The 24660-nt window shown below is 33.6% G+C and carries 25 protein-coding genes, 2 tRNA genes and 1 riboswitch; of the genes, 16 read left to right on the forward strand and 11 right to left on the reverse strand.

What is annotated here, in order from left to right; translation table 11 throughout:
* Position 1: 1 nt before the first annotated feature.
* A complete protein-coding gene (locus tag C8P70_RS04115) occupies positions 2-1264 on the reverse strand; it encodes a glycosyltransferase (protein ID WP_133712074.1) in 1263 nt (420 codons plus the stop codon).
* 90 nt (positions 1265-1354) lie between these two features.
* On the opposite strand from C8P70_RS04115, the gene miaE reads away from it, so the two are divergent.
* Positions 1355-1936, forward strand: a complete 582-nt coding sequence (gene miaE, locus C8P70_RS04120; protein WP_133712075.1) for a tRNA-(ms[2]io[6]A)-hydroxylase — start codon at positions 1355-1357, stop codon at positions 1934-1936.
* Positions 1937-1992: 56 nt separating this feature from the next.
* On the opposite strand, the gene C8P70_RS04125 is transcribed toward miaE, so the two are convergent.
* Positions 1993-2523: a hypothetical protein gene (locus C8P70_RS04125; protein WP_133712076.1), complete on the reverse strand. Its 531-nt coding sequence runs from the start codon at positions 2521-2523 to the stop codon at positions 1993-1995.
* A 147-nt stretch (positions 2524-2670) separates the two neighbouring features.
* Between C8P70_RS04125 and C8P70_RS04130 the strand changes: the two genes are divergently transcribed.
* From C8P70_RS04130 to C8P70_RS04145, 4 genes are read left to right on the forward strand one after another with little or no spacing between them, the layout of a single operon-like run.
* Positions 2671-3093, forward strand: a complete 423-nt coding sequence (locus C8P70_RS04130; protein ID WP_133712077.1) for a hypothetical protein — start codon at positions 2671-2673, stop codon at positions 3091-3093.
* Positions 3090-3458, forward strand: a complete 369-nt coding sequence (locus tag C8P70_RS04135; RefSeq protein ID WP_133712078.1) for a BlaI/MecI/CopY family transcriptional regulator — start codon at positions 3090-3092, stop codon at positions 3456-3458. The genes C8P70_RS04130 and C8P70_RS04135 overlap by 4 nt, the downstream gene beginning before the upstream one ends.
* A 3-nt stretch (positions 3459-3461) precedes the next feature.
* Positions 3462-4697, forward strand: a complete 1236-nt coding sequence (locus tag C8P70_RS04140; RefSeq protein WP_133712079.1) for a M56 family metallopeptidase — start codon at positions 3462-3464, stop codon at positions 4695-4697.
* A complete protein-coding gene (locus C8P70_RS04145; RefSeq protein ID WP_133712080.1) occupies positions 4690-5484 on the forward strand; it encodes a hypothetical protein in 795 nt (264 codons plus the stop codon). The genes C8P70_RS04140 and C8P70_RS04145 overlap by 8 nt, the downstream gene beginning before the upstream one ends.
* Before the next feature lie 45 nt (positions 5485-5529).
* Here the strand turns inward: C8P70_RS04145 and C8P70_RS04150 are convergent, their stop codons facing one another.
* From C8P70_RS04150 to ruvC, 4 genes are read right to left on the reverse strand one after another with little or no spacing between them, the layout of a single operon-like run.
* On the reverse strand, positions 5530-5895 hold the full coding sequence (locus tag C8P70_RS04150; RefSeq protein WP_133712081.1) for an MmcQ/YjbR family DNA-binding protein: 366 nt from the start codon (positions 5893-5895) through the stop codon (positions 5530-5532).
* 3 nt (positions 5896-5898) lie between these two features.
* The gene (locus C8P70_RS04155) at positions 5899-6666 is read right to left on the reverse strand and encodes a cyclase family protein (protein ID WP_133712082.1); all 768 of its coding nucleotides are present in this window, start codon (positions 6664-6666) and stop codon (positions 5899-5901) included.
* A 4-nt stretch (positions 6667-6670) separates the two neighbouring features.
* The gene (gene hemW, locus C8P70_RS04160) at positions 6671-7804 is read right to left on the reverse strand and encodes a radical SAM family heme chaperone HemW (protein ID WP_133712083.1); all 1134 of its coding nucleotides are present in this window, start codon (positions 7802-7804) and stop codon (positions 6671-6673) included.
* A complete protein-coding gene (gene ruvC, locus C8P70_RS04165; RefSeq protein ID WP_133712084.1) occupies positions 7804-8358 on the reverse strand; it encodes a crossover junction endodeoxyribonuclease RuvC in 555 nt (184 codons plus the stop codon). Before ruvC ends, hemW begins: the two co-directional genes overlap by 1 nt.
* A gap of 62 nt (positions 8359-8420) precedes the next feature.
* Between ruvC and C8P70_RS04170 the strand changes: the two genes are divergently transcribed.
* A complete protein-coding gene (locus C8P70_RS04170) occupies positions 8421-9407 on the forward strand; it encodes a hypothetical protein (RefSeq protein ID WP_133712085.1) in 987 nt (328 codons plus the stop codon).
* Here the strand turns inward: C8P70_RS04170 and C8P70_RS04175 are convergent.
* Positions 9358-9843, reverse strand: a complete 486-nt coding sequence (locus C8P70_RS04175) for a hypothetical protein (RefSeq protein ID WP_133712086.1) — start codon at positions 9841-9843, stop codon at positions 9358-9360. The genes C8P70_RS04170 and C8P70_RS04175 overlap by 50 nt on opposite strands.
* Positions 9844-9892: 49 nt before the next feature.
* Between C8P70_RS04175 and C8P70_RS04180 the strand changes: the two genes are divergently transcribed.
* The 5 genes from C8P70_RS04180 to C8P70_RS04200 all read left to right on the forward strand — a co-directional run bounded on the left by C8P70_RS04180 (position 9893) and on the right by C8P70_RS04200 (position 14507).
* Positions 9893-10393, forward strand: a complete 501-nt coding sequence (locus C8P70_RS04180; protein WP_133712087.1) for a DUF456 domain-containing protein — start codon at positions 9893-9895, stop codon at positions 10391-10393.
* 487 nt (positions 10394-10880) lie between these two features.
* Positions 10881-11849 carry an ABC transporter permease gene (locus C8P70_RS04185; protein WP_133712088.1) on the forward strand — a complete coding sequence of 323 codons (969 nt, stop codon included), beginning with the start codon at positions 10881-10883 and terminating at the stop codon, positions 11847-11849.
* Positions 11842-12792: an iron chelate uptake ABC transporter family permease subunit gene (locus C8P70_RS04190; RefSeq protein ID WP_133712089.1), complete on the forward strand. Its 951-nt coding sequence runs from the start codon at positions 11842-11844 to the stop codon at positions 12790-12792. Before C8P70_RS04185 ends, C8P70_RS04190 begins: the two co-directional genes overlap by 8 nt.
* Positions 12789-13547: an iron ABC transporter ATP-binding protein gene (locus C8P70_RS04195; RefSeq protein WP_133712090.1), complete on the forward strand. Its 759-nt coding sequence runs from the start codon at positions 12789-12791 to the stop codon at positions 13545-13547. Before C8P70_RS04190 ends, C8P70_RS04195 begins: the two co-directional genes overlap by 4 nt.
* A 9-nt stretch (positions 13548-13556) precedes the next feature.
* Positions 13557-14507: a siderophore ABC transporter substrate-binding protein gene (locus C8P70_RS04200; protein WP_133712091.1), complete on the forward strand. Its 951-nt coding sequence runs from the start codon at positions 13557-13559 to the stop codon at positions 14505-14507.
* 659 nt (positions 14508-15166) lie between these two features.
* Here the strand turns inward: C8P70_RS04200 and C8P70_RS04205 are convergent.
* Positions 15167-15775, reverse strand: coding sequence for a hypothetical protein (locus C8P70_RS04205; protein WP_133712092.1), 609 nt, complete (start codon positions 15773-15775; stop codon positions 15167-15169).
* A gap of 191 nt (positions 15776-15966) precedes the next feature.
* Between C8P70_RS04205 and C8P70_RS04210 the strand changes: the two genes are divergently transcribed.
* From C8P70_RS04210 to C8P70_RS04230, 5 genes are all read left to right on the forward strand, one after another.
* On the forward strand, positions 15967-17697 hold the full coding sequence (locus C8P70_RS04210; RefSeq protein WP_133712093.1) for a helix-turn-helix domain-containing protein: 1731 nt from the start codon (positions 15967-15969) through the stop codon (positions 17695-17697).
* A 92-nt stretch (positions 17698-17789) separates the two neighbouring features.
* A riboswitch (cobalamin riboswitch) is annotated at positions 17790-17970 on the forward strand.
* 114 nt (positions 17971-18084) lie between these two features.
* The gene (locus tag C8P70_RS04215) at positions 18085-20151 is read left to right on the forward strand and encodes a TonB-dependent receptor (RefSeq protein WP_133712094.1); all 2067 of its coding nucleotides are present in this window, start codon (positions 18085-18087) and stop codon (positions 20149-20151) included.
* The gene (locus C8P70_RS04220) at positions 20148-21293 is read left to right on the forward strand and encodes a YncE family protein (RefSeq protein WP_133712095.1); all 1146 of its coding nucleotides are present in this window, start codon (positions 20148-20150) and stop codon (positions 21291-21293) included. The genes C8P70_RS04215 and C8P70_RS04220 overlap by 4 nt, the downstream gene beginning before the upstream one ends.
* 5 nt (positions 21294-21298) lie before the next feature.
* Complete coding sequence (locus tag C8P70_RS04225; protein WP_133712096.1) at positions 21299-22522, forward strand: cell surface protein; 1224 nt, start codon at positions 21299-21301, stop codon at positions 22520-22522.
* Positions 22523-22549: 27 nt separating this feature from the next.
* Positions 22550-23641, forward strand: coding sequence for a DUF4465 domain-containing protein (locus tag C8P70_RS04230; protein WP_133712097.1), 1092 nt, complete (start codon positions 22550-22552; stop codon positions 23639-23641).
* Positions 23642-23861: 220 nt separating this feature from the next.
* Here the strand turns inward: C8P70_RS04230 and C8P70_RS04235 are convergent.
* The 3 genes from C8P70_RS04235 to trxA all read right to left on the reverse strand — a co-directional run bounded on the left by C8P70_RS04235 (position 23862) and on the right by trxA (position 24642).
* Positions 23862-23938, reverse strand: a tRNA-Asp gene (locus tag C8P70_RS04235).
* A gap of 83 nt (positions 23939-24021) precedes the next feature.
* Positions 24022-24095: transfer RNA gene (locus C8P70_RS04240), tRNA-Asp, on the reverse strand.
* A gap of 229 nt (positions 24096-24324) precedes the next feature.
* Positions 24325-24642 (reverse strand): thioredoxin, encoded by a 318-nt coding sequence (gene trxA / locus C8P70_RS04245; protein ID WP_133712098.1) that lies wholly within the window; start codon positions 24640-24642, stop codon positions 24325-24327.
* Between the last annotated feature and the right edge of the window lie 18 nt (positions 24643-24660).

Consider the following 24660-nt stretch of genomic DNA (forward strand, 5'->3'; position numbering starts at 1 on the left):
TTTACTCGCTTTTTTTATGTTTATTTTTTTCTTCAATCCAAAGAGCCATATACTTTGTACTTTGTGCACTGTGGTGTTTGAATACTTCTTTTAAAAAATGGGTCTTGCGGTACTGTTCTAACATCGCATCCAAATTAATTATTTTCTTTTTAAATGCAGCCGTATAGTGTGTTTTGCTATAATACTTTTCAATTAAATCGATTCCTTTTTGTTGTTTGACTTTCCAAAGGGCTTCATCTTGATAAAGTTCTACTGCTTTTGAAACAAATTCCTCTACTTCATCCGCACAAAATCCACACCATTCTTCCGAAGTGGCCATGGCTTCGATGCCAACCTTAGTGGTTACGTTGGGTGTGCCAACGCGCATGGCATCAATAAACTTCCCTTTAATTCCTGCACCAAAAGGAATAGGAGCCAACAGCACTCGGGCTTTTGCAATTACTGTCAAAGCATCTTCTGCTCTACCGTGAATGAAGAAATTTTCTTGCTCCTTGTGTAGCTGTAACACTTTAGCCGAGGGATAGGCTCCATAAATATGCAATTTTGCTTTAGGTAATCGCTTGCGCAAAACAGGCCAAATAACGGTCTTTAATTGCAACACAGTTTGCCAATTGGGTTCGTGTATAAAGTTTCCGATAAAGACAAAATCTTCTTTTTCTTCGAAGGTCAACCAGTTCTCTTGTTGTTCTGTTGTTATTTCTTCTTCTAAAAAAGGCAAAACAAATAGGCCTTCCGCGGGTAGTTGAAAAGTTTCAGTCAACAGATGAAATTCGAAACTAGAAATCAACAGCGTCAAATCACATCGCATAATACTACCTAGTTCTCGTTTTGTTCTGTCACGATACAAATAATCTTCTAACACTCCCTCCTCTTTTTTATATAACTCTTGACGCGCATATCGCAGAAAGTGTAAATCTTCTGTATCGAGTATAGTTAAAGCATTTGGACATTGTTTGCTGACCCTCCATCCAAATTGTTCTTCCATCATAAAGCGGTCATACATGACCCAATCGGGCTGTAAATCGGCTAACATTCTATCAGTACGCTCGTCATTGAGAAAAACCTGAAGTTCTACGACTTCAAAAGGTGTCAAATCATCACTATAAGAAGACTTTTGAGCCGTTGAACCAAAATAGATTTTCATTTCCCACAACTGAAAAACCTCTAACAGCTGCAACATTCGCTTGCCTGCTGCAGATGATCTCGATTCTGGCCAGACCTGGCCAATAACCAGTATTTTCTTTCCTTTAAATGAATTCTCCATAACGCAAAAATACAGTTTCTACAACAGTATTGCTCCATCATTTTTAATCTGTATTATATTTAGTATTTTTGCTGCAAACGAAAAGGAATTATGTTAGGACTTAAACTTTTAACTGATCCAAGATGGGCTAATATTGCGGAATCGAATATTGAAGAAATCTTGACTGATCATTGTTGGTGCGAGCAAAAAGCAGCAACTAATGCTATTACCTTAATTACAAATAATTCGGAACACGAAGATCTAGTAACTGAATTAACAGCAATAGCCATTGAAGAAATGGAACATTTTAAAATGGTTCACGATATCATTAAGAAAAGAGGCTATACCTTAGGGCGTGAACGCAAAGATGATTATGTTAATCAATTATATAAATTCTGTAAAAAAGATGGGAGCAGAAATGATGCTTTCATTGACCGGCTTCTCTTTGCCGCGATGATCGAAGCAAGAAGCTGCGAGCGTTTTCGCGTTTTATCACAGAACATTCAAGACGATGAACTTTCTAAGTTTTACTATGATTTAATGGTGTCTGAAGCCAATCATTATACTACTTTTTTAAAATTTGCAAAAAAATACAGCGAGCGCGTAGACGTAGACAAACGCTGGAAAGAATGGTTGGAATTTGAAGGAAATCTTATTCAAAGTTACGGAACAAAAGAACACATTCATGGCTAAATAAACAAAAAATGCGGGTAGATAACCCGCATTTTCTAACCTCAATCCGAGGTTATTTATTCCTTATTGATTACTTTCAGTAATTTACGTGCTTTACTTTGATAAGCAGGCGTTTTTTTAGCAAAGTTTACCTCAATTAATTCTGCAATTAATCGGGCTTGTTCCGGATATCTTTTATACAGCACCATAACAAGATGCATAGCATTAGCTTCAGTGGCCACCTTGGTATTAGACGTTAACCAAACTAAACTTTGATTCCAAAGTTGTTCTACTAAAGCTTCATCAAATAACTCTTTTCTCTTTTCAAACAGCAAAACAGCCATTTTACTTGTCAATCGCTTAACGCTTTCGTCCTCTGCCAACGGCAATTTCGCTACAAAATCCCCTATATATTTATCTAACAAAACAGGATTACCCTGTAGCAGATCATCTAAAATAATACTCGCCAACACCTTGACTTTACAGTTAGGATCAAAAGTAAAATCCAATAAAACCGGTATTAAGTTCGGTTGTTGCCTAATTAATTCAATTATTTTTTTTCTACTTGCTAAGCTTGTATTTCCTAAAGCTAATACGCTAAAAATCATCGGATGTCTTGCTATATATTTTCAATGTAAATTTATTACAGTTGTAAATATAATTAGTTGTTTTCAAATAAAATTACTTTAATAATTTGTTTATTACAACATTTGTTCTATATTTGTAGAACACAATCTTCAATTGTAGATTTCATCATGAAAAAAAACTATCTGACAATCATATTGCTACTCCTTCTTTTTACTTCCTGCAGAGTCAATCAAAAAAAATATGGAGAAAAAGTAGGAAGATGGGTTTTTAAAACAACTATTGATAAAGACAAAGATGTTCATCGCGGAAGATATGATCAAAAGGGATTTCAAAAAGGCACTTGGAGATACAGGCTAAACGGAAAAATTTACAAAAAAGAACAATTTAACAATAAGGTAGCATACGTTACGGAATATCACAAAAACGGAACAATTGCTGCTCTCGGACAAACCCGGCTGGAAATAGTAGGTGACGGACTTCACTGGTATTATTTTGGTTCGTGGTTTATATACAATACAAAAGGAGAACTCACAGACGTAAAACACTACGAATTAGGCATAGAAAAACATCACACAAAAGTAAGACCATGATAAAATTACCACAGACAGAAGAACAATTAATGGAATACATCTGGGAATTAAAAGAAGCTTTTGCAAAAGAGCTAATGGATAAATATCCCGAGCCAAAACCGGCGCAAACCACTTTGGCAACCCTGCTTAAAAGATTAGCAGATAAGGGATTTATTACTTACAAAACCTTTGGCAATTCCCGCGCTTATACACCTTTGATAAACAAAGAAGACTATTTTTCGGAACAGGTAAGCAAAATGGTTGAAAACTTTTTTGGAAACTCTGCTTTAAAATTTGCTTCTTTTTTTACCCAAAAAAGCAACATGACAAAGAGTGAACTAGAACAACTCAAAAAAATAGTAGAAAATCAACTTAAAAACCAATAAATTATGCTGCTATACCTGACCAAAATATCAATCAGTCTGATTTTGACTTATCTATTGTACAAATGGATACTGGAAGACTTAAAGATTCACCGCTTTAAACGATTTTACTTGTTGTTTTCAATGATTTTTTCTCTTATTCTACCTCTGATTTCGATTCCTAATCACAGTCTTGATCTAGTTTTTGACAGCAAAATATCTGAAATTAACGAAATTATCATCACACCTTCTGCGATGAGAGAAACAACTCAATCTTCTCCGTTTTTAACCTTACAAACTTTACTTTACCTCGTTTATTTGGTAGGGTTTGCCATTGCCTTTTTTAAATTCTGTAAGGGAATTTATGATTTAAACAGACTGCGCAAAAAAGGACAATCTGTTCAAAAACATCAATACCATTTTGTATTGCTTCCTTTTTTGAAAACGCCTTTTACGTTTGGAAAATATATCTATTTACCACAAGATACTGCTATCGATTTTTCGGATACCATTATTCGCCACGAACTGGTTCACGTTAATCAACGGCACACGATAGACATCCTATTGACAGAACTGCTGAAATGTATGTTTTGGTTTCACCCGATGTTTTATCTTTTCAAAAATTCAATTGCACTCAATCACGAATTTTTAGCCGATAACCAAATTATACGCAACCAAAGTGAAGCAGATAACTATTTACAGCTTCTATTACACCAAACCTATCAACAAAACGAAATGTCTCTCAGCAGCTCGTTTAATTTTAACTTAACTAAAAAAAGATTTATTATGATTTCAAAAAACAACAATCCGTTAAAAAATGCTTTGAGCATTGTACTTGCCTGTGTAGTAATAATTTTTACCGGAATTATTTCGACTCAGGCACAAGAAAAGAAAACAGCAACTACTCAGGTTCAAGAAAAGCCTTTGATCGCAGTAGAAAAACAAGCAGAATACGTAGGCGGAATGGATGCTTTTCAAAATTATTTTATCAATAATTTTAGAATAGATGAAGCTACTGAAGGAAAAAACATTGGTAAAAAAACAACGATTATAGTTCAGTTTATCATTGAAAAAGATGGAAGTGTTAATGATATAAATATCTTGAGAAGTGAATTATCCGAACAAGGGAACCAAAATATTATTTCTATTATGAAAAACTGTCCGAAATGGATTCCTGCCAAACACCATGACAAAGTAGTCAGAAGTCAGTTTACATTACCAATTACAATTCAGGTTCAAGATGATGTTAAAAAAGATGCGTAAATTTTTAGTTCTAAAATGCGTGGCGTTTTTTGTAATTTTCACTATTGGAATTATAAAAAGTACAGCCCAAACCAATGTACAATTATTTGATGATTACAATAACCTTATACAGATAAACAGATTTGATCTTCCAAACGGAAAAGTTACCTTATCGCAAACTTTTAAATCTGTAGACACTCAAGTTACAGGAGCATATTATATCAACCGTCAAAAGCAGTTCTGGGATTATTTACTGCTTCATTTTTCACAGCGGCTGGATTATGATGAGCTGGCAAAAATAACTGACACGGTTTTATTGCAGAAAAAGTTTATCAGTAATCTTACAAAAGACACTGTTTTTAATCCGATTATAAGAGAATACACTCAAAAGGCAATCGTAAAAAATCAATCCAAAGACAGTATTTCTATGGACGCCCTGCTCAATATTGCTGTAAAGTTTTTGAATGTGGAAAAAATTACAGATGAAGATTATTACACTGCCCGGATTTGTACCAGTTTAAATGAAATTAAAAATACCGAAAAAAACAGAAAACCGTTTCCAGAAGCCTTTTGTTTTGGTGCCATTATAGAAAACATCAACAACGAAAAATACAACTTATATCCGTATTTTGTAGAGTCCGTCAAAAATATTTATAAATTAAATCTGGGTATTGACAAAAAAGATCGGCTGTTAAGAGCTCAGGGCGCTATTTTTATACAAATGTTTCACTATGATAAGCTCAAAGAACTGCTTAAAGACGAGTATGAAAAAAACAAAGATATTCTTCCCTTTATTTTATCGTCTTAACTTTATACATTCATTCTGAAAAAGTTGTCAAAAATGGCAACTTTTTTAATCTTGTTCTATTTCTTTTCTTATTTTTTTAGACAGACTTTGCCAAACCAAATCATACGAATGGTCAATCAATTCTTTTAAAAGCTGAAAATTTACAGCATTTTTACAAAAAACTGTATTCCAGTGCTTTTTGTTCATATGATATCCCGGCATTATTTCTTCATAACGTTCCCTAAGCTCTTCCGCTCGCTCAGGATCACACTTCAAATTTACAGATCGCTTTCCTGCTTCCCAATCTGAAAGGGATAACAGAGTAAATATTTTTCCGCCCACTTTAAAAGTCAACGTATCTTTATCAAACGGAAAATCTTCTTTCGCTCCTTTTTTTGAAATACAATAATCGTATACTACATCTATTTCCATGGATTACATAATTTTATATAAAACAGGTTTACTCGGCGAGGCATCGTTTTCAAAAGGAGCAATCTGAAGGTTTAAAATATACAATCCGTCGGTTACTCTATTTTCAACATAAATCATTTCGGTAATGGTTGCATCCAAACGCGCATCACTGTTTAAATGTTGTGTATCTTGTACGTTCCAGAACGCTTTGTGTGCCAAAAGTTTCCCTTCGTCTTTTTCCTTATCCACGCTGGGTAAATCTACTAAAAGATGTTTTATGCCTTTTTCTCTTAAAAAAACAACTGCTTCAGCAGACAGATAAGGCGGATTGGTATGAGAATACTTTCTGTTTTTTTTATCGTTTTCGTTGGATAAAGTACGAATTACAAAAGCATCCTGACAGTTACTTTGCCAAACACTTTCAATTTGACTCAACGTTATTATGCTATCATCTTCATGGTCCTCAGGTGTTATAGTTACCAACTGAGCTAAAAAGAAAAACTGCTTCAAGTGCTGGTTGACACTAAAAAAATCACGGGTAATATGTCCTAAACATTCTGTATGCGTACCGTGTGCATGCGGATTAAAAATGATAGTATTAAAATTAGTTGAAGACTCTCCTTCACTTACTTTTCCTACCCAATCTCCCATACGTACAGGTTCTATCTCCGGCTTACTGAGATACCACGCTACAGGATTATCTTCCGATCCGCGCAACGGAATAGAAATATCGATAGGCTGGGTTAAGTCAATGGCAAACTCGCGTTGGTTTATATTTAAAGTTGCTTTCACTTTTTTATTTCAAATCTAACCAAAATAAATCAGATGAAATTCCATCACCTAAAAATTTTCCTCCATCAGTAAGGATATAAATATTTTCTTCTTGTTTGACCAGTTCTTTTTCGACGTATTTCTTTACTCGTTTATCCAGGTAATCCAAAAACTGCTCTCCAAATTTTTCACCTACAACCTTCCGGTCAACCCCCCAGATTGTTCGAAGTCCGGTCATAATATATTCATTATACCGATCAAACTGGGTTAATTTTTCAGTTTCAAAAACCAATTGCTCTGACTCAACTCCTTTTATATACAGCGTGTTATTTGCAATATTCCAGCTTCTGTTTTTTCCGTCAAAACTATGTGCTGAAGGTCCTATGCCCAAGTATTTTTTACCCAGCCAGTAAGCCGAATTATTTCGGGAAAAAAAGCCGGGTTTTGAAAAATTAGATAATTCGTAATGAATGTATCCGTTTTTTTTCAATACTTGTGTCAGCAAAACAAAATGTCTCTGGGCTGATTCTTCCTGAGGAGCGGGAACAACGCCTTTTTGTATCAATCTGTTCAGAGTGGTCTTTTCTTCAACAGTTAAGGCATAACACGAAATATGAGGAATATTTAAATTAATCATTTTTTGTACATTGCTCAGCCAACGTTCATCACTCATATTGGGAACGCCATAAATCAAATCTGCCGAAATATTTTCAAATTTTTTGCTGGCATATTGTAGTGATTTCAGTGCTTCTTCTGCATTGTGGACTCTATTCATCATTTTCAAATCTTCATCGTAAAATGATTGAACACCAATACTCAACCGATTTACTTTTGACAGCGCCAATTTGTTGATTGTTTCTCGATTTAAGTCATCTGGGTTCGCTTCAAGCGTAATTTCTGGGTTTTCTGAAACCTCAAAAATGCTGTAAACTTCTGCTATCAAATCATTTATTTCTTCAAACGTCAGAATGCTTGGGGTTCCTCCTCCAAAGTAGATTGTTTCTATCGGCTCTCCGAAGAGTTCATTTCTTCGCAAATTTATTTCTTTTTTCAGGCAGACAAGCAACTGTTCTTTCTTTTTCAGAGAGGTTGAAAAATGGAAGTCGCAATAATGGCAAGCCTGTCTGCAAAACGGAATATGAATGTAAATCCCTGCCATTATTTTTTAATCCGTTCCTGATTTTGTTTTACAAAAGATTCCCATCCCGAATAGCTTTTACCCACAACCGTTTTTCCGGAATTAAAAAAGTGGCATACGGCAGCTGCCAAACCATCTGTACTATCCAGGTTTTTAGGCAATTCTTTTAATTCTAATAGCTGTTGAAGCATTTTAGCGACTTGTTCTTTACTGGCATTTCCGTTTCCAGTAATTGCCATTTTTATTTTTTTGGGTTCATATTCCGTAATAGGAATACCCCGTGATAATCCGGCTGCCATCGCCACACCCTGCGCTCTACCCAGTTTGAGCATAGACTGAACATTTTTTCCAAAAAAAGGAGCTTCTATTGCTATTTCATCAGGCAAATGTGTTTCTATCAGTTCAATCGTACGTTCAAAAATACGGCGTAGCTTGGTATAATGATCGTCATACTTTGACAACTGCAATTCATTTAACTGTATAAACTGCATTTTTTTATTAACCACTCTGATTAATCCGAATCCCATAATCGTTGTTCCCGGATCAATTCCCAAAATCACTCTGTCTATTGTCAATGTTATAACTTTTTGATGCGTTTTTCCTAAACCTCAGCAAAATAATACTTTAATTTGCAGGCATGAAATTTCTGTCTGACAAAGCTAAGCAATTCCTCACACTTCTGATAAAAATATCTGTTGTATGCGGCGCTTTTTACTTTATCTATAACCGCTTGTCCAGCAGTCCGAATTTAGACACTGATTTGTTGCTAAAGGTAGTAACAACGAATGAAAATATGCCTGCTTTATTTCTTTTAGTGCTGCTTACTTTTTTAAACCGCTTCGTAGAGATTTTAAAGTGGAAAAATCTGGCTTCGTTGATTTGTCCTGTCAGTACTTATGAGGCGGCCGAACAGGTTTTAAGTGCTTTGACGCTTGGCATTTTTACTCCAAATGGTATCGGAGAATATGCGGGAAAAGCGCTGTACTTTGACAAAAATCAAACCAGTAGGGTTATTTTTTTAAACCTGGTTTGCAACGGTATTCAGGTAATTTATGCTTTGACTTTTGGAATTTTAGGTATTACGATTCTCAATCAGTTTGTCACCCTGATTCCCAGTCTATATCTTTTACTAACTTACATTTTGATTCTGTTCACAGGTATTTTGTTATTTCGAATAAGAAATTTCTCTATCAAAGGATATTCGCTGCAAACTCTTTTTAGATTGTTAAACGAAATACCGAAAAAAAAACACCGAAAGAACATTTTTCTTGCACTGATTCGCTATCTTTCTTTTACGCATCAATACGTTATTTTATACTATCTTTTTGGTGTAGAGTTACCTTATTTTGAATTACTTTGTGCCATTTCTGCTATTTATCTGCTCGCTTCTTCCCTACCCAATTTTCAGTTTCTGGAATTTGCTGTAAAGGGGAGTATTGCTCTTTATATTTTTTCTGTATTAGGAGTAAATCAGTGGGTAATTATATTGGTAGCTACGCTAATCTGGTTTTTAAACATCGTTATTCCGGTAAGTATCGGAAGTATTTTTGTACTGACTTATAAAGTTAAAAAAATCAATGCGGCTGACGATTCAATATCAAAGGAACAAGAAACTGCGACTTAACGGGTAATCCTCTTTTTATTGCCGGCTGAACAACCGGAAAGTTGCGTTCTTTTGCCTTTAATAAGCTATCTATTGTCATAGTTTGCGTTTTGAGGCTATCAGGAAAAGAATAAAGTTCAAGCTGTATGCGAGAATCAGCTTGTACGGTTACCAAAACTTTTAGTGTATCTAATTGTTCAAATCGACCAATTAGTGTATCCAAACTTAATTCTTCTTGTAAATTTTGGGTTATAAATTCAAAAAAACACTTTTTTCTTTCGGTTTCATCAAATAGCGAATCACATTGTTCAACACTCGGATACGAATCTACTTTTGTCCAATCTATTTTGTCTATTTCTTCCTTTAGAAGACGGTTTTCATCAGGCAGCTTTTTAGCTGTCCACTGGCAGGAAGTCATCACAATCGATAAAAAGACAAACAGTGTTAGTTTATTCATATCCAATAATATCGTATTTTTATTTCTCAAAAGTACAAAAAAATTAAAGATGGAGTATTTCCTGTTATTTATCAGCCTTATTTTATTAATTCTCGGAATTATAGGAAGCATTTTACCTGCTTTACCAGGTTTACCTCTTAGTTGGTTAGGGCTACTGAGCCTTTTTTTAATTGATGAAATTCAATTTAGCTCTTTTATGCTTTTGATTACGCTATTTATTACACTGTTCATCTCCGTACTGGATTACCTTATCCCTGCACAGGGAACAAAGCGTTTTGGAGGAAGCAAATATGGTATCTGGGGTACCAATATAGGACTTGTTATAGGGATTTTCATTCCTGTACCGCTCGGATTTTTGATAGGACCTTTTGTGGGTGCACTAATTGGTGAACTTTTATTTGATATCAAAAATGTAAAAAGAGCATTTAAAGCCGCAACAGGTTCTTTAATTGGTTTTCTTGCTTCTACCTTTATCAAACTTGTTACCTGTATTGCATTTGTAGGTGTAGCTGTTAAAGTTATTTTTGTCAATTTAAAAATCTGGTTTTAGATTCTTTACACATTATATACTCCTTTCAACAGGATCATCCGAATCTTTCTGCATTTTGTTCTATTAATTGCGGATATTTATCTTCAATAAATATAATTACTGTTCATTGTTGTTAAAGCAGTAAAAAGTGACAAATTTTATTTTATTGACTTAAGCAAACATACCTTCTGTATGATGTGCTTTGAGTATACTCCAAAGTAACATGTTTATCAAGTAATTCTAAACATTGCTCCATTGTCACCTCTGAGAGTTGGGAAGTTGTCTAATACTATCAAAACTCCTTTTATGGAATTTTTCAGATTTTATAAGGCAGATAGTAAAACCCAGATAAAAATTATTTCTGTAACAAATAATAGTTTTTTATTCAGCAAAATAAAATTACCAGAGTCAAAAGTATGTTTTTATTTAGATTTATTTTAAATAGAAAAAAGGATTTTGTAAGTTTGCTGTCTATCAAAAAAATCACACCAAACAGAAGAAAGATAATATGACGAAAAATTCCTTTTATATAAAACCTTTTCTATTGTTTGCTTTAATTATTTTAGCATTCTTTTCGGTCTTTATAGGAGTAAGGGATATATCATTAAGTGATATACATCAATTAAACGAAGATGACATGTTAGTTATTGCGGTTAGTCGAATTCCACGGCTAATTTCCATCTTGATTGCAGGCATTGGAATGAGTATTTCTGGTCTTATAGTACAACAGATTGCGTTGAACAAATTTGTATCGCCCACTACGATGGGTACACTGGATGCCACTAAACTAGGAATTCTTCTTAGTATTATTATATTTCCATCAGCAAGTATGTTTACTAAAATGGGATTTTCTTTTACGATTGCACTTCTTGCAAGTATTATTTTTTTAAAAACTGCTTCTCAAATAAAATATAGAAGCTTGATTTTTGTTCCACTTATCGGAATCGTTTTTGGTAATATTATTAGCGCTATTGCCACTTATTTTGCATACAAATACAATATTGTACAAAATATGGAGAGCTGGCTTATCGGAGATTTTTCTTATATCATTAAAGGTAATTATGAAATACTATACTTAGCAATTCCGGTAGTAATTATCAGCTATATCTATGCTAACAAATTTACTATTGTTGGTTTAGGTGAAGATACGGCAAAAAGTTTAGGATTAAATCATAAACAAATTGTTTATCTGGGACTTTTATTGATTTCTATCACCGCTACAGTAGTTGTTTTAACTGCCGGAGTTATTCCATTTTTAGGACTTATTATTCCAAATATCGTTAGTCTCTTGTTTGGCGATAATTTAAAAAAGACACTTCCTTATACAGCTTTATTAGGTGCTATTTTTTTATTAATCTGCGATATGATCAGTCGGGTTGTAATATATCCTTATGAAATTCCAATAGGACTAACTGTCAGCATTATTGGGGGTATTATATTTTTAATATTAGTTTTAAAAAAAGTGAAATATGTTTAAAAACAAAATTTCCCTTGTCATGGCAGCTTTGCTGATACTGTGCATAAGCATATATATGTTCACTTTTACGGGTAAAAATTTAGATTTTGTATTACCGCGACGAGGATACAAAATATGGGCAATGATTCTTATTTCATGCGCTATAGCCTATTCTTCTGTCGTGTTTCAAACTATTTCATCTAATCGCATATTAACGCCCTCTATAATGGGGTTTGACAGTTTTTACTTATTAATTCAATCTGTATTAGTATATATCTATGGCGACAAAACCTTCCAAGTACTTTCCAGCAGTAGCAATTTTGCTTTATCAGTTGGTTTAATGCTCCTATTTTCTATAATAATGTACATTTTCGTATTTAAAAAAGAAACAAAAAGCATTTACATCCTATTACTAGTCGGACTATTGTTAGGAACACTTTTCAGAAGTATTTCTTCGTTTATTGCCATATTATTAGACCCCAATGAATTCTTAGTTGTACAAGCTTCTATGTTTGCTAGTTTTGAAAATATAAAAATAAACCTCCTCGGAATAGCTACCGTTGTTTTAATTGGGGCAATGTTTTTGGGATTCCGTTATTTCCGCCCACTTGATGTCGTAAACCTAGGCCGTGAAAACGCCATTAGTTTGGGGGTAAACTACAATAAATTGGTACGTAATAACCTAATGCTAATTTCCGTTATGGTTGCCGTATCCACAGCTTTGGTTGGACCAATTACCTTTCTTGGATTGTTGGTTGCCAACTTGAGCTATGAACTCTTTAAGAGTATAAAACACAGTCATCTTATTTTTGGATGTTGTTTACTAACTTCTGTAGTAATAATCGGCGGACAATATCTGGTAGAACATCTTTTTAACATGTCTACCACGATTAGCATCATCATCAACTTTGTTGGTGGGATATATTTTATCTATATATTACTAAAATCGAATAAAAAATCATGATAGAAGTCAAAAATGTATCCAAAACATATGGAGAAAAAGTCATATTAGACGATATTTCAGTTAGTTTTCCAAAAGGTAAGATTGTCGCCTTAATAGGAGGTAATGGAACAGGAAAAAGTACACTTTTATCTATTATAAGCCGACTAGTCAAAAAAGATGAAGGAGAAATTAATCTACTCAATCAAGACATTTTTGAAATGACAAATCGAGAATTTGCTAAAAAACTCTCTATTCTCAAACAAACTAATCACCCTAATGTGCGCCTAACTATACGTGAACTAGTTTCATTTGGTCGTTTTCCACATTCTCAAGGACGCCTCAAAGCCATCGATGAACAAAAAATAGATGAGAGTCTTGATTTTATGCGGTTGACTGAAATACAGCACAGTTATCTTGACGAACTGAGTGGCGGACAACGTCAACGCGCTTTTTTAGCCATGCTTTTAGTTCAGGATACAGACTATATTCTGTTAGATGAACCTTTGAATAATCTGGATTTGCGCCATTCCGTTGATATTATGAAAACGCTCAAAACACTGGCTAATGAATATGGGAAATCTATAATCATTGTGGTACATGATATTAATTTTGCTGTATCCTATGCAGATTATATTGTTGCATTAAAAAATCACAAAATTTTATATCACGGTCCTACCGAAGAGATTATTCAGGAAAAAAAGCTAAAAGATATTTTTGATTTAGATATGAGTATCATCTCCCATAACAATTGTAAATTTTGTATATACTTTAAATAATAATTAATTATGAACAAGTCGATTTTAAATGGCTTAGTTGCCATAACTGTGCTAGTTGCATTATCATCGTGCAACAATAAAACCAAAAAAGAGCAAACATCTGATAGTGAAACTACCGCAATCTCAATTGATCACTTATCAGGAACAACTGATATAACTCTGAATCCTGAAAACGTTGTAATTCTGCATTACGGAGCACTAGACACTTATCGGGAACTTGGGCTTCAATCTCATATAAAAGGGATACCAGCGTCCAATACTCCAGAATACCTTTCTGACTTTACTAAAGAAAAAAGCATTGCAGATGTAGGAACGGTCAAAGAAGCTAATCTTGAAAAAGTAAATGCCACCAATCCTGATCTGATTATTATCGGTGGACGAATGGCTGCAAAATATGATGAAATGAGTAAAGTTGCCCCAACTATAAATTTTGACATTGATACAAAAAATTATTGGGAGTCTTTTAAACATAACCAGCAAATAATTGGCAAACTTTACAAGGTAGAAGAGAAAGTAGAACAAGTGTTAAAAGACATGGAAGAACGCATTACTGAAATAAAAGAAAAAGCAAGTGGTTCAGAAAAAAAAGCTTTAATTATTTTGACCAATGAAGGTCGCATGAGTGCTTATGGAAAAGGTTCCCGGTTTGGGATTATTCACGATGTCTTTGGCATACACCCTGCTGATAGCAATATAGAAGTTTCAACGCATGGTCACCCTGTCTCTAATGAATTTATAAAGGAATTAAACCCGGATATTCTCTTTGTCATTGACAGAGGAGCAGCAATCAAAAGAGAAACAGTCGGATCAAAACAATTTGCTAATCCATTAATAGAAAAAACCAATGCTTATAAAAATAATAAAATCATCTTTTTAAATCCTGAATTATGGTATTTATCAGGCGGAGGTCTTCAGTCATTTAAAATGATGCTTGATGAAATAGAAAGTGCTATCAATTAAAGCTGATATTATATTTAGAAATATAAAGTAGGCTACCTTTTGGTAGCCTACTTTGCTTTAATATAAAATTAATTAACAGGAGAAGATTAAGAATAAATACAAAAAATTAAATACAAAAAACAGTGCTAAAGACAATCTATTAACACTGTTTTACAAATTAAACAGTAACTTCTTATTCATTTTCCATATTAAATATATTTACTAAATTTTAACATGCTTAAGCAAATGTTTTTAAAAATTCACATTTAGTAAATATATTCATGTGCATTTACCTTATTATATACAGTTTTTATTCTTTTTTTTAGAGTCTTCTGATATTATATTGTCCTCAAAAAATGATTCTATCTCTAGCCTATGGATAAAAAAAATGAAAATGTTTATTTATTGTTTCAGTTATCTCCACACTTGTTTATCCTAACTATCTAAATTTGTTTTCGAACTAATTCCTTTTTTTAGAGACTCAAAACCAGAGATTAAGAGTAAAAATCACACGTGGTTTGTGCGATACCACGTGCGATTAAAAAACAAACCAAACAAACATAAATAATATAAAAACTCTTTTTCTAGATGGAATACATATATAAAAAGATTGTTTATAATTTATACTATATAAAACTTATTGAAACTATAATCAAATTTGATTACGTATTTTACTATCACTATTCTTGACAAATTTTGATGAGAGCTGCATTAAACACTGCCTGAGCCGGACTATTTTGATAACCTTTCACAATCCCTACAATATTTCTTTTGTCCCAAGTTGGATCATGATATCCCAATTCTACCCTCACTCTGTCTAAAATAAAAAACAACGTGTTTTTTTCTAAATCAGTCAAAAATGTATCGTGATCTATGTCAGAGCGCAACATAAGAAAGCTATAATCTTTACTTAAAATTATATTTAAATATGAATTCATCTTTTCAGAAATATCCAACTGATTATATTCCCACTCTGCATTAGTTAAAAATATTCCTGCTTCTTCTGCAGTAATTTTTGTGTAATTAGATAAATTAAGCATTAGGAAAGTATTATTTTGTAAAGCGATACTATTTAACAAATTAATCTTGTGCTGCAAAGTTACAGTCCCTATTGGAATTTGATTTTCATATTCTAAGATTATCTGTTCACATATATTATTCAATGTAACTGAATTTAAAATGGTATTTTGTAGATTTGCTGTATCAGAATAGCTTTCTGAAAGCTGATTGTCCTGACTGCAGCCAATCACCAAAGAAATAATAGCAAATAAAAAAATGTATTTTTTCATAACGTTAGTACGAGTTTGATTTAGTAACTAATCTGTTTTCCGAAATTATACATCTTTTTTCAATTGTAAAAAACATATAAGTACGAATTGGTAAATACGTTGCTTGTTTAAATACAACCACCTGATTTACAGAGTATATTTTTTTAAAAATAAAATATAAAACACAAATTCTCCCTCTTTAAAAGATAAAAATGAAAGCGAAATTGGGTCTTATTTTACTTTTTTTAGCTTGCTTTTATATAAAAGCGCAGAAGATAACTCCTAAAGATAATATTGATGATTCTCTAGAAGCTTACTTAAATGTACTTCAAAACACCTCATCTCAGGACAGTTTATATCAAAAAACAGTTGATCATTATTTACAAAAAGCAAAAAAAGAGGATAACTATGAACATCTCTTTCAGGCTTATATCTATAAAGCTATTATAGAAAAAAACGTAGCAAAAATGCATTTGTACGCAGATAGTTTATTTATTCTAAACAAGCAATATCCTAATATTGCTAATAAAATTAAAGCTCTTCAAATTAAATCAACCGTTTATTATGTAGAAAAGGATTATCCAAAAATGTTAGAATATGAACTAAGCGCATTAAAACTAATTGAGAAAGAAAAATCTCCTTACGAATATTACAAAAGTATCTACAGCATAGGGCAAGTTTACTTTTATATGCAGCAGTATGCAGATGCTAAAGATAATTTTAAAGATGCCCGAAATTATTTTTCGGCTTTTAAAGATTATAATAATCAAAGAGGTTATTTTAACTCTATTCGGTATGAAGCCTTGTGTGAATACTACCTCCAAAATTACCAGAATAGCTATAAATTAATACAAAAAGCACTTAATGAAGTGACTATCTTAAAGCACTATGCAAATTTTGAGAGGGGATATCTGGAACTGGTTTTAGGCATGAATCTTTATCAGCAAAAACAATATAATAAAAGTCTTGAACAACTAAAAGCAGCTCTTCCCACCATTCAGAAAAACGAAGATTATGCGAACGAAAGTGTTATTTATTATTATACGGGACTTAACTATACTGCTGTAAATAATATTTCTGAATCGATAGAGTATTTTAAAAAAGTAGATCTTTTATTTCAACAACGCGATTATATTAATTTTGAAGTACTGCCTGCTTATAATTATTTAGTTGAATATTTTAAAGATGTAAATAATACAGAACAACAGTTGTATTATACCAACCGACAGCTTTTAGCAAGTGTTCATCTGCAAAAATCTTATAAATCGTTAAGCAGTACTCTACATAAGAAATTGGATATAGAAGGATTACAAGCAGAAAAAGAGCGGTTGGAAAATAACTTAAAGCAAAAAAATAATAGACTGTTTGTCATTTTATGCATAGCTATTCCTGGCTTTCTTATCTCCTTGTATTTTTGGATATATAACAATAAGAAAAAAAAAGAGTATCACAAACAATATAAGGCATCGGAACAACAAAGGGAAATCGATCGACAAACGAGAATCAATCTTAAGACAGTTGAAGATGACAACAAAAAGAAAACTATACCGACAAAAGTCACTAAATCCCGTTCAGTTATAGTTAACAAAGATATTGAACAAATGATTTTAAATGAGCTTCAAAAATTTGAAGAACAACATCTCTATCTTGAAAGCAATCTGGATATTTTAAAACTGGCTAAAAGATGGAATACAAATCGTACTTATCTTTCTAATTGCATCAATAAACACAAGGGAAAAACTTTTTTAGATTATATAAATTCTCTTCGGATCAATTATTTTATGGAAATGATTGAGAAGAACAAGCATTGGAAATCATACAAAATAAAAGCAATTGCAGAAGAATTAGGTTTTAGTGGAGGTCGAAATTTTTCTGATGTATTTATCAAACAAATGGGATTTCCACCTTCTTATTATATACAGCAAAAAGAAAAAGAAAAATAGTTTTTTCACACGATTTAAACTGTTTACAAAGTATTGCAGAACAACCAATCAAAAACTGCTTTTATACTTTTTTTATTTATCTTTGCCTGTAAAATATCAGCACATAAATCGGTTAATAATAATTTATTAAAAAGGGAATCAGGTGTAAATCCTGAACAGACCCGCTGCTGTAAGCTCTAAGTAAAAGCAACAAACCTTGCTGTCCACTGTTAATACGGGAAGGACGTTTGTTGTTGAGTAAGTCAGAATACCTGCCGATTTATAACAGTTTGATGCTTTCGGGTATAAGGCAAAAGACGCGCAAAACCATTCGGTTGCAGACAAAGGTCATTCGCGTTTGTATTTTACACTCTATCAAGCATCCAAGCTTGTGCGCTAACAAACGTCATGAATAACTTTTATCCTTTTTATCTACTTTTTTTATTTCTCTTTTTAGGGACTCAGTTACGGGCACAAGCAATCAACGACACCATTGCCTTAGAAGAAATCGTTATAGCTAAAGAAGCTTTTAAAGATTTAATTCCGGTACAAACCCTAAGCGGTACTGAACTAGAAAGATTAAACAGTTACAGTGTCGCAGATGCACTGCGTTATTTTGCAGGAGTTAAAATCAAAGATTACGGAGGAATGGGCGGACTTAAAACCGTAGATGTCCGCAATATGGGAACACACCACGTGGGAGTATTCTATAATGGAATACAAGTAGGCAACGCACAAAACGGAGTTGTTGATTTAGGCAAATTTTCATTAGATAATGTGGAAGAAGTAAAATTGTACAATGGTCAGCGAAGTACCATCCTCCAATCAGCCAAAGAATTTGCTTCAGCTTCAACTGTCTACATTCAAACTAAAAAACCTGTCTTTAAACACGGACAAGACTACAACTTCTCTGCCAAATATAAATCAAGCTCCATACAACTTTCCAACCCTTCTGTAAAAGCAGACTATAAAGTAACCGATAAAGTAAGCAGCAGCATTAGCGCAGAGTACATCCACTCTAACGGAAAATATAAATTCCGTCAGACCCGGCACAATCTCGATGGCTCAATAGCATATGATACCATCGGCTATAGACAAAACAGCGATATTGAAGCTTACCGAATAGAAAACAACTGGTATGGTAAAGATGAAAAAAACAGTTGGCAGGCAAATCTATATTATTATCAATCTAACAGAGGATTGCCCGGAGCTGTCATCAAAAAAAGTGATATTACTCTAGAAACAGAAAATATAAACGAGCGACAACAGGATAAAAATGTAATGCTGCAAACAGAGTGGACAAGATTTGCTTCTGACCATTATCAGTTTTTGCTCAAAGGCAAATTTGCCTATGATCTAACTCATTATCTGTCTCGAAAAACCGTAATATTTGAAGGCGAAGAAGTAACTTATAATCCTCAATTTGACAATACTTTTTATCAACAAGACTGGTATATTTCTGCTGCCCACCTATATAAAATCAATCCGGTTTGGGCATTTTCGCTTTCTACTGACTTGCAATACAACAAACTCAATGCTTCTCGCAAAGGACAGGGAACGCCATTTACTTATCCTGAAAGATATACTTTTCTTACCGCTGCTGCCGTTTCTGCTAATTGGGGAAAAATAAAAGCTCAGGGTAATGTTTTGGGTACTTTTACACATGAAAAAGTAAGAAATAACTATAAAGCTCTGGACAAATCTGTGTTTGCTCCCGCTACTTTTTTAAGTTTTAAGCCGTGGAACAATCAAGATTTTATTATGCATGCTTTTTACAAACACATTTTCCGCTTACCCACTTTTAATGATTTATACTACACCCAACTGGGAACAGCTAATTTAAAGCCAGAAGTATCCCGACAAATAAATTTTGGTTTTAATTACAGCAAGAATCTTACAAACAAACACTTTACAGGTTTCCATCTTTGCATGGAGACATATTACGCTAATATTACAGATAAAATTATAGCTTCGCCTACATCCAGCATGATGCGCTGGATGATGTCTAATCTTGGAAAAGTGGAGAATTACGGTATCGAAACTACTCTAGGAACCTCTCTTAGTCTGCTCTCTGATGTTATTTTAAATACTGATATTACTTACGAATATACCGTAGCAAAAGACCTAAGCCAGACTCCACAAGGCAACCCCTCGTATTACGGCGACCAGATTCCGTATGCTCCTTGGCATTCAGGATCTGCTATTGTTAATGTAAATTATAAAACCTGGAATCTGAATTACAGCTTTATTTATGTAGGAAAACGCTATAACGGCAATAAAAACAATATTAAACGCAACGAAATTCAGCCTTGGTACACACATGATGTATCGCTGCAAAAAGAATTTGTTTGGAATGGACACCTGATTAAAGTATCTGCAGAAGCCAACAATCTTGCGAACCAGTATTATGAAGTCGTCACCAACTTTCCAATGCCCGGAAGAAACTTTCGTTTTACTATAAGTTTTGAATTATGAAATTAAGAAACCTAATATTACTATTTACTTCATTAATACTATTGTCTTCATGCAGAAAAGACGAAGTAATTTACACATCAGGAAACAATCAGGTTACCCCACCTGTCGATGGCAAAGAATATATTGGATTTTATTTGCTCAATGAAGGAAATATGGGAATGAATAGCGCTACAATTGATTATTTCAATTATGAAGACGGAACATATACAACAGATGTATTTTCAGAAAGAAACCCCCAGATTACAAAAGAACTCGGCGATGTTGGTAATGATATCCTCATTTATGGCAATAAAGCTTATGCTACAATCAATGTTTCTAACTTTGTAGAAGTTTTTAATGTGTATACTGGCAAGCACATTGCACAAATTCACGTACCAAACTGCCGTTATCTCATTCCCCATAACGGAAAGGTATATGTGAGTTCTTATTCAGGTCCGGTAGAAATTGATCCAAACGCCGAAAAAGGATTTGTAGCGGAAATCGACACCCTCTCGCTTAAAATAAATAGAACCGTCACTGTAGGGTATCAACCAGAAGAAATGGCAGTTTACAACAATAAACTTTATGTTGCTAACTCAGGCGGGTATCGCGTACCTAATTATGATACCACTGTTTCAGTAATCGATTTAAAATCTTTTACCGAAACTAAAAAAATAGAAGTTGGTATTAATCTTCATAGAATAAAGGTTGCCCGAAATGGAGATATTTATGTGAGTTCAAGAGGAGACTATACCCTTGCAGACCCCAACTTATACGTAATTGATCCGATAACAGATACTGTCAAAAGGCAATTAAATCTCCCCATTTCCAATATGGCGATAGATGACAACAAACTATATTATTATGCTTCATCTTACAAGCACAATACAGGTAAAGATGAAATTTCATATGGTATATTAAATACGGACAATTACCAGATAATAGCCGATAAAATAATTACAGACGGAACAGATAAAAAAATTTTAATTCCCTACGGAATCGCCATAAATCCTGAAACTAAAGAAATATTTATTACTGATGCTCAAGATTATGTAGGTTCGGGATACATCTATTGTTTTGCCCCCGACGGAACCTATAAATGGAGTACACTTGCCGGAAATATTCCGGCACATTTAGCTTTTGTAAAAAATAAAATAAATTAAACAGCATGAAAAAAAACACTTTTAAATTACTATCCGGTATATTTATTGCATCCCTTATAATTACGGGTTGCTCAAATGATGACAGTTCTGCTTCACCTAACGATCCGGATAAGCCTACGGATAACATTATCAGCATCAAAGACAGCTATCAGATAGATCGCAGCAAACTTTTGACTATTATTCCTGATTTAAAATCGTTCCACTCTCCGGAAATTTTATGGACAATAACAGGAATAAACGGCAATAACAAAGATTCTTTAATAAGCAAAGATGAAAAATTGCACTTTATAACTCTTAATGAAGGGAATTATAGCCTAATTATCAATGTTAAAGATGGTAACAATACAGTAGAAAAAGAATTTTCTATTCGAGTTGATAAAGAAAAAAAGCCCTACAAATATCACATTGCCAAAGTATTTGACTTTTTACCCGCCTACGGTCAATTCACAAATGAAATGCCTAAATACGAAGAAGGGGATACAAGTGAAATCATGCGTAAAAAAGCTGAACAAGCAATTGCATCTGAAAACCCTTCGATGATTTCATTAGGCGGATTTGGCGGCTATGTTACTTTCGGATTTGACCATACAATTGTAAACGTTCCCGGCAAAAGAGACTTCAGAATTTTAGGAAATGCTTTTGCAAATAGTTCTGAACCCGGAATTATTATGGTAGCTTTTGACAAAAACGCAAACGGAGTTCCAGATGAAGATGAATGGTACGAAATTGCCGGCAACGAACACAGTAATTCACAAGTCATCAAAAATTATGAAATCACTTTTTTTAAACCTACAGCAGAACTGGACGCTACAACGGGAAATATAGAGGAATATATCCAATGGAAAGACAATCAGGGAAATGAAGGCTGGAAACCTAAAAATCAATTCCATTCTCAAAGTTATTATCCGCTGTGGATAACGCAGGAATCCATGACATATAGAGGAACATTATTACCCAATAACGCAATTGAATCAAACGGTATCTGGCAATTAAAAGAATTTGAATGGGGATATGCAGATAACTATCCAAACACTCACGACGAATCAGCAATTGACATTGCCTGGGCTGTGGATCAAAACGGCAATAAAGTATTTTTACCCGGTATTGATTTTATCAAAGTTTATACCGGATTAAATCAAGAAGCCGGGTGGCTGGGAGAAACCTCCACAGAAGTTTCCGGTGCAATAGATCTCCATATCAAACAAGAAACAATTCCGACAAGAAAATAAGTATACTAATTTTTAACCTAAATAATAATGAAAACAAATTTTCTAAAACACTTTGCAGTATTATTTTTGTTCATAGGAACCTCTACTGCTTTTCTGACTTCGTGTAGCAGCGATGATGGTAATTCTACCATTTATCCGCAACAAAAAGGGGAAATCAACGCTATTTCTGAACAGGATTTTTCTATCAATCCTGAAATAGAAACACCAAACACTCTTTTCTATTGGTTTGATACAACAGTAAATAGCACCCAGATTTCTACTGAACCAATTTTAAGTCACAAATTTGATGAACCGGGGAAATATGAAGTCACTTTAAAAACATTTGTAAATGAAATACCTACCAATATATATATTTACAAAGTTAACGTTGTAGATAACGATTATGTAAAATTAAATTTATCTGATTTTGATTTGACAAATGGTATTGAAACTACCGGAGGAAAAGTTTGGTCAGATACATATACTGAAGATGCTGTTTTGCAATCAAGCATTTTTAAATTTAGTCATCTTGCCGTTCCGGACTGGTATTTTTGGACTGGTTTTACAGTTTCTAATGCGGCAGACAACGAAAATCATCTTGAAACTACAGGAGATTGGGTAGCCAACCAATGGGGAACTATGCCAAAAGGAGGTTTTGACAGTGTTGGAAGTCCATTTTTAGTAGCTTTTGCAGACCACAAGCCTGCAGACGGAATTTTGACCCCTAACCAGCCTATTGACATCACTGAGTTTAGCTGTTCAATAGAACTAGCAGATAACGAAAACACATATGAAGCAATTAGTACAAAAGTTGCAATCAGTCCATGGGCATACTATGGAATATTAAATGGAGATTCATTTGCCAGAAAATTTGAAAAAGGAGACTACTTTGCCCTTCACGTTTATGGTGTGGACAAAGATATGAAGTTAACTTCCGAAGCTCCAGTAACTCATTATTTCGTTGATTTTAGAGACGGAATAACTCCTATCTCTACTAATTGGAATGAAGTCGATTTATCTTCCCTTGGAGAAGTTAAATATCTTTTATTCTTTTTAGAAACAACAGATGTTGGCGAATGGGGAGCAAATACTGCGCTATATTTTACAATGGATAAACTTATTGTAAAAAAGACACATTAATTTTCTAAAATTATACTTTTTTAAAAGAAGCAGTCCTTGTTTTCGAGAGACTGCTTTTTTAATTTAATTTAATAAAAAAAGCTCTCCTGATTAGGAAAGCTTTTCATTGGTCTAACTACTAAACCTCAGTGCTTGCGCACTTAACAACACAACTAAACTTTAATCCCTATGTAGAGGGCAAAAAAAACCTCTCATATACGTTGAGAGGCTTTCTCTTTACTGGCGGTCTGGACGGGACTCGAACCCGCGACCCCATGCGTGACAGGCATGTATTCTAACCAACTGAACTACCAAACCAGTATCTAACCAAAAAAATCATTACTCCTGACAAAGTGATACTCAAATAATATTTGAGTTCAACTCTCTTGCGAAAGTTTTTGCGGTCTGGACGGGACTCGAACCCGCGACCCCATGCGTGACAGGCATGTATTCTAACCAACTGAACTACCAAACCTTTGTCATTACTTCTGTAATGCGGATGCAAATATACAATCATTTTCAGAACTTCCAAACATCACTAAAAGAAAATCAAATCTTTTTTTAACTCTGTTTTCGATGGTTCTGATTTACAACAAGATATTTTTTGATATAAATTTAACCCATGCGTTTTTATTAATTAAAAACTAAAAAGAGGAAATACTTTTATTGCACTTCCTCTTTTTATATCTACAAATTTCTATTCTTTACAATAAAGAATCTACTGCCTCTTTATAAGTTGCTTTCGGAGCTACTCCCACTTGTCTTCCTACTACTTCTCCGCCTTTAAAGATTAGAACAGTAGGTATGTTTCTGATTCCGTATTTCGAAGCAAATTCCTGATTTGCATCAACATCTACTTTACCAACAATTGCTTTTCCTTCATATTCATTGTGCAATTCCTCTATTACAGGACCTAGCATTTTACAAGGTCCACACCATACTGCCCAAAAATCAACCACCACAGGTTTATCTGATTTCAATACTACTTCCTCGAAAGTAGCATCTGTTATTTCTAATGCCATTGATATTTTATTTTAGTT

The sequence above is a fragment of the Myroides indicus genome (genome assembly GCF_004364575.1).
Lineage (GTDB): Bacteria > Bacteroidota > Bacteroidia > Flavobacteriales > Flavobacteriaceae > Flavobacterium > Flavobacterium indicum_A.

Excerpts from the sequence above, each read along its gene's own strand:
- C8P70_RS04200 (WP_133712091.1), top strand. The coding sequence starts at position 13,557 with ATGAACAAGTCGATTTTAAATGGCTTAGTTGCCATAACTGTGCTAGTT.
- hemW (WP_133712083.1), bottom strand. The coding sequence starts at position 7,804 with ATGGCAGGGATTTACATTCATATTCCGTTTTGCAGACAGGCTTGCCAT.
- C8P70_RS04150 (WP_133712081.1), bottom strand. The coding sequence starts at position 5,895 with ATGGAAATAGATGTAGTATACGATTATTGTATTTCAAAAAAAGGAGCG.
- C8P70_RS04225 (WP_133712096.1), top strand. The coding sequence starts at position 21,299 with ATGAAAAAAAACACTTTTAAATTACTATCCGGTATATTTATTGCATCC.
- C8P70_RS04115 (WP_133712074.1), bottom strand. The coding sequence starts at position 1,264 with ATGGAGAATTCATTTAAAGGAAAGAAAATACTGGTTATTGGCCAGGTC.
- C8P70_RS04215 (WP_133712094.1), top strand. The coding sequence starts at position 18,085 with ATGAATAACTTTTATCCTTTTTATCTACTTTTTTTATTTCTCTTTTTA.
- C8P70_RS04205 (WP_133712092.1), bottom strand. The coding sequence starts at position 15,775 with ATGAAAAAATACATTTTTTTATTTGCTATTATTTCTTTGGTGATTGGC.
- C8P70_RS04170 (WP_133712085.1), top strand. The coding sequence starts at position 8,421 with ATGAAATTTCTGTCTGACAAAGCTAAGCAATTCCTCACACTTCTGATA.
- C8P70_RS04175 (WP_133712086.1), bottom strand. The coding sequence starts at position 9,843 with ATGAATAAACTAACACTGTTTGTCTTTTTATCGATTGTGATGACTTCC.
- C8P70_RS04145 (WP_133712080.1), top strand. The coding sequence starts at position 4,690 with ATGCGTAAATTTTTAGTTCTAAAATGCGTGGCGTTTTTTGTAATTTTC.
- miaE (WP_133712075.1), top strand. The coding sequence starts at position 1,355 with ATGTTAGGACTTAAACTTTTAACTGATCCAAGATGGGCTAATATTGCG.
- C8P70_RS04135 (WP_133712078.1), top strand. The coding sequence starts at position 3,090 with ATGATAAAATTACCACAGACAGAAGAACAATTAATGGAATACATCTGG.
- C8P70_RS04230 (WP_133712097.1), top strand. The coding sequence starts at position 22,550 with ATGAAAACAAATTTTCTAAAACACTTTGCAGTATTATTTTTGTTCATA.
- C8P70_RS04140 (WP_133712079.1), top strand. The coding sequence starts at position 3,462 with ATGCTGCTATACCTGACCAAAATATCAATCAGTCTGATTTTGACTTAT.
- trxA (WP_133712098.1), bottom strand. The coding sequence starts at position 24,642 with ATGGCATTAGAAATAACAGATGCTACTTTCGAGGAAGTAGTATTGAAA.
- C8P70_RS04195 (WP_133712090.1), top strand. The coding sequence starts at position 12,789 with ATGATAGAAGTCAAAAATGTATCCAAAACATATGGAGAAAAAGTCATA.
- C8P70_RS04210 (WP_133712093.1), top strand. The coding sequence starts at position 15,967 with ATGAAAGCGAAATTGGGTCTTATTTTACTTTTTTTAGCTTGCTTTTAT.
- C8P70_RS04185 (WP_133712088.1), top strand. The coding sequence starts at position 10,881 with ATGACGAAAAATTCCTTTTATATAAAACCTTTTCTATTGTTTGCTTTA.
- C8P70_RS04180 (WP_133712087.1), top strand. The coding sequence starts at position 9,893 with ATGGAGTATTTCCTGTTATTTATCAGCCTTATTTTATTAATTCTCGGA.
- C8P70_RS04190 (WP_133712089.1), top strand. The coding sequence starts at position 11,842 with ATGTTTAAAAACAAAATTTCCCTTGTCATGGCAGCTTTGCTGATACTG.
- C8P70_RS04125 (WP_133712076.1), bottom strand. The coding sequence starts at position 2,523 with ATGATTTTTAGCGTATTAGCTTTAGGAAATACAAGCTTAGCAAGTAGA.
- C8P70_RS04130 (WP_133712077.1), top strand. The coding sequence starts at position 2,671 with ATGAAAAAAAACTATCTGACAATCATATTGCTACTCCTTCTTTTTACT.
- C8P70_RS04220 (WP_133712095.1), top strand. The coding sequence starts at position 20,148 with ATGAAATTAAGAAACCTAATATTACTATTTACTTCATTAATACTATTG.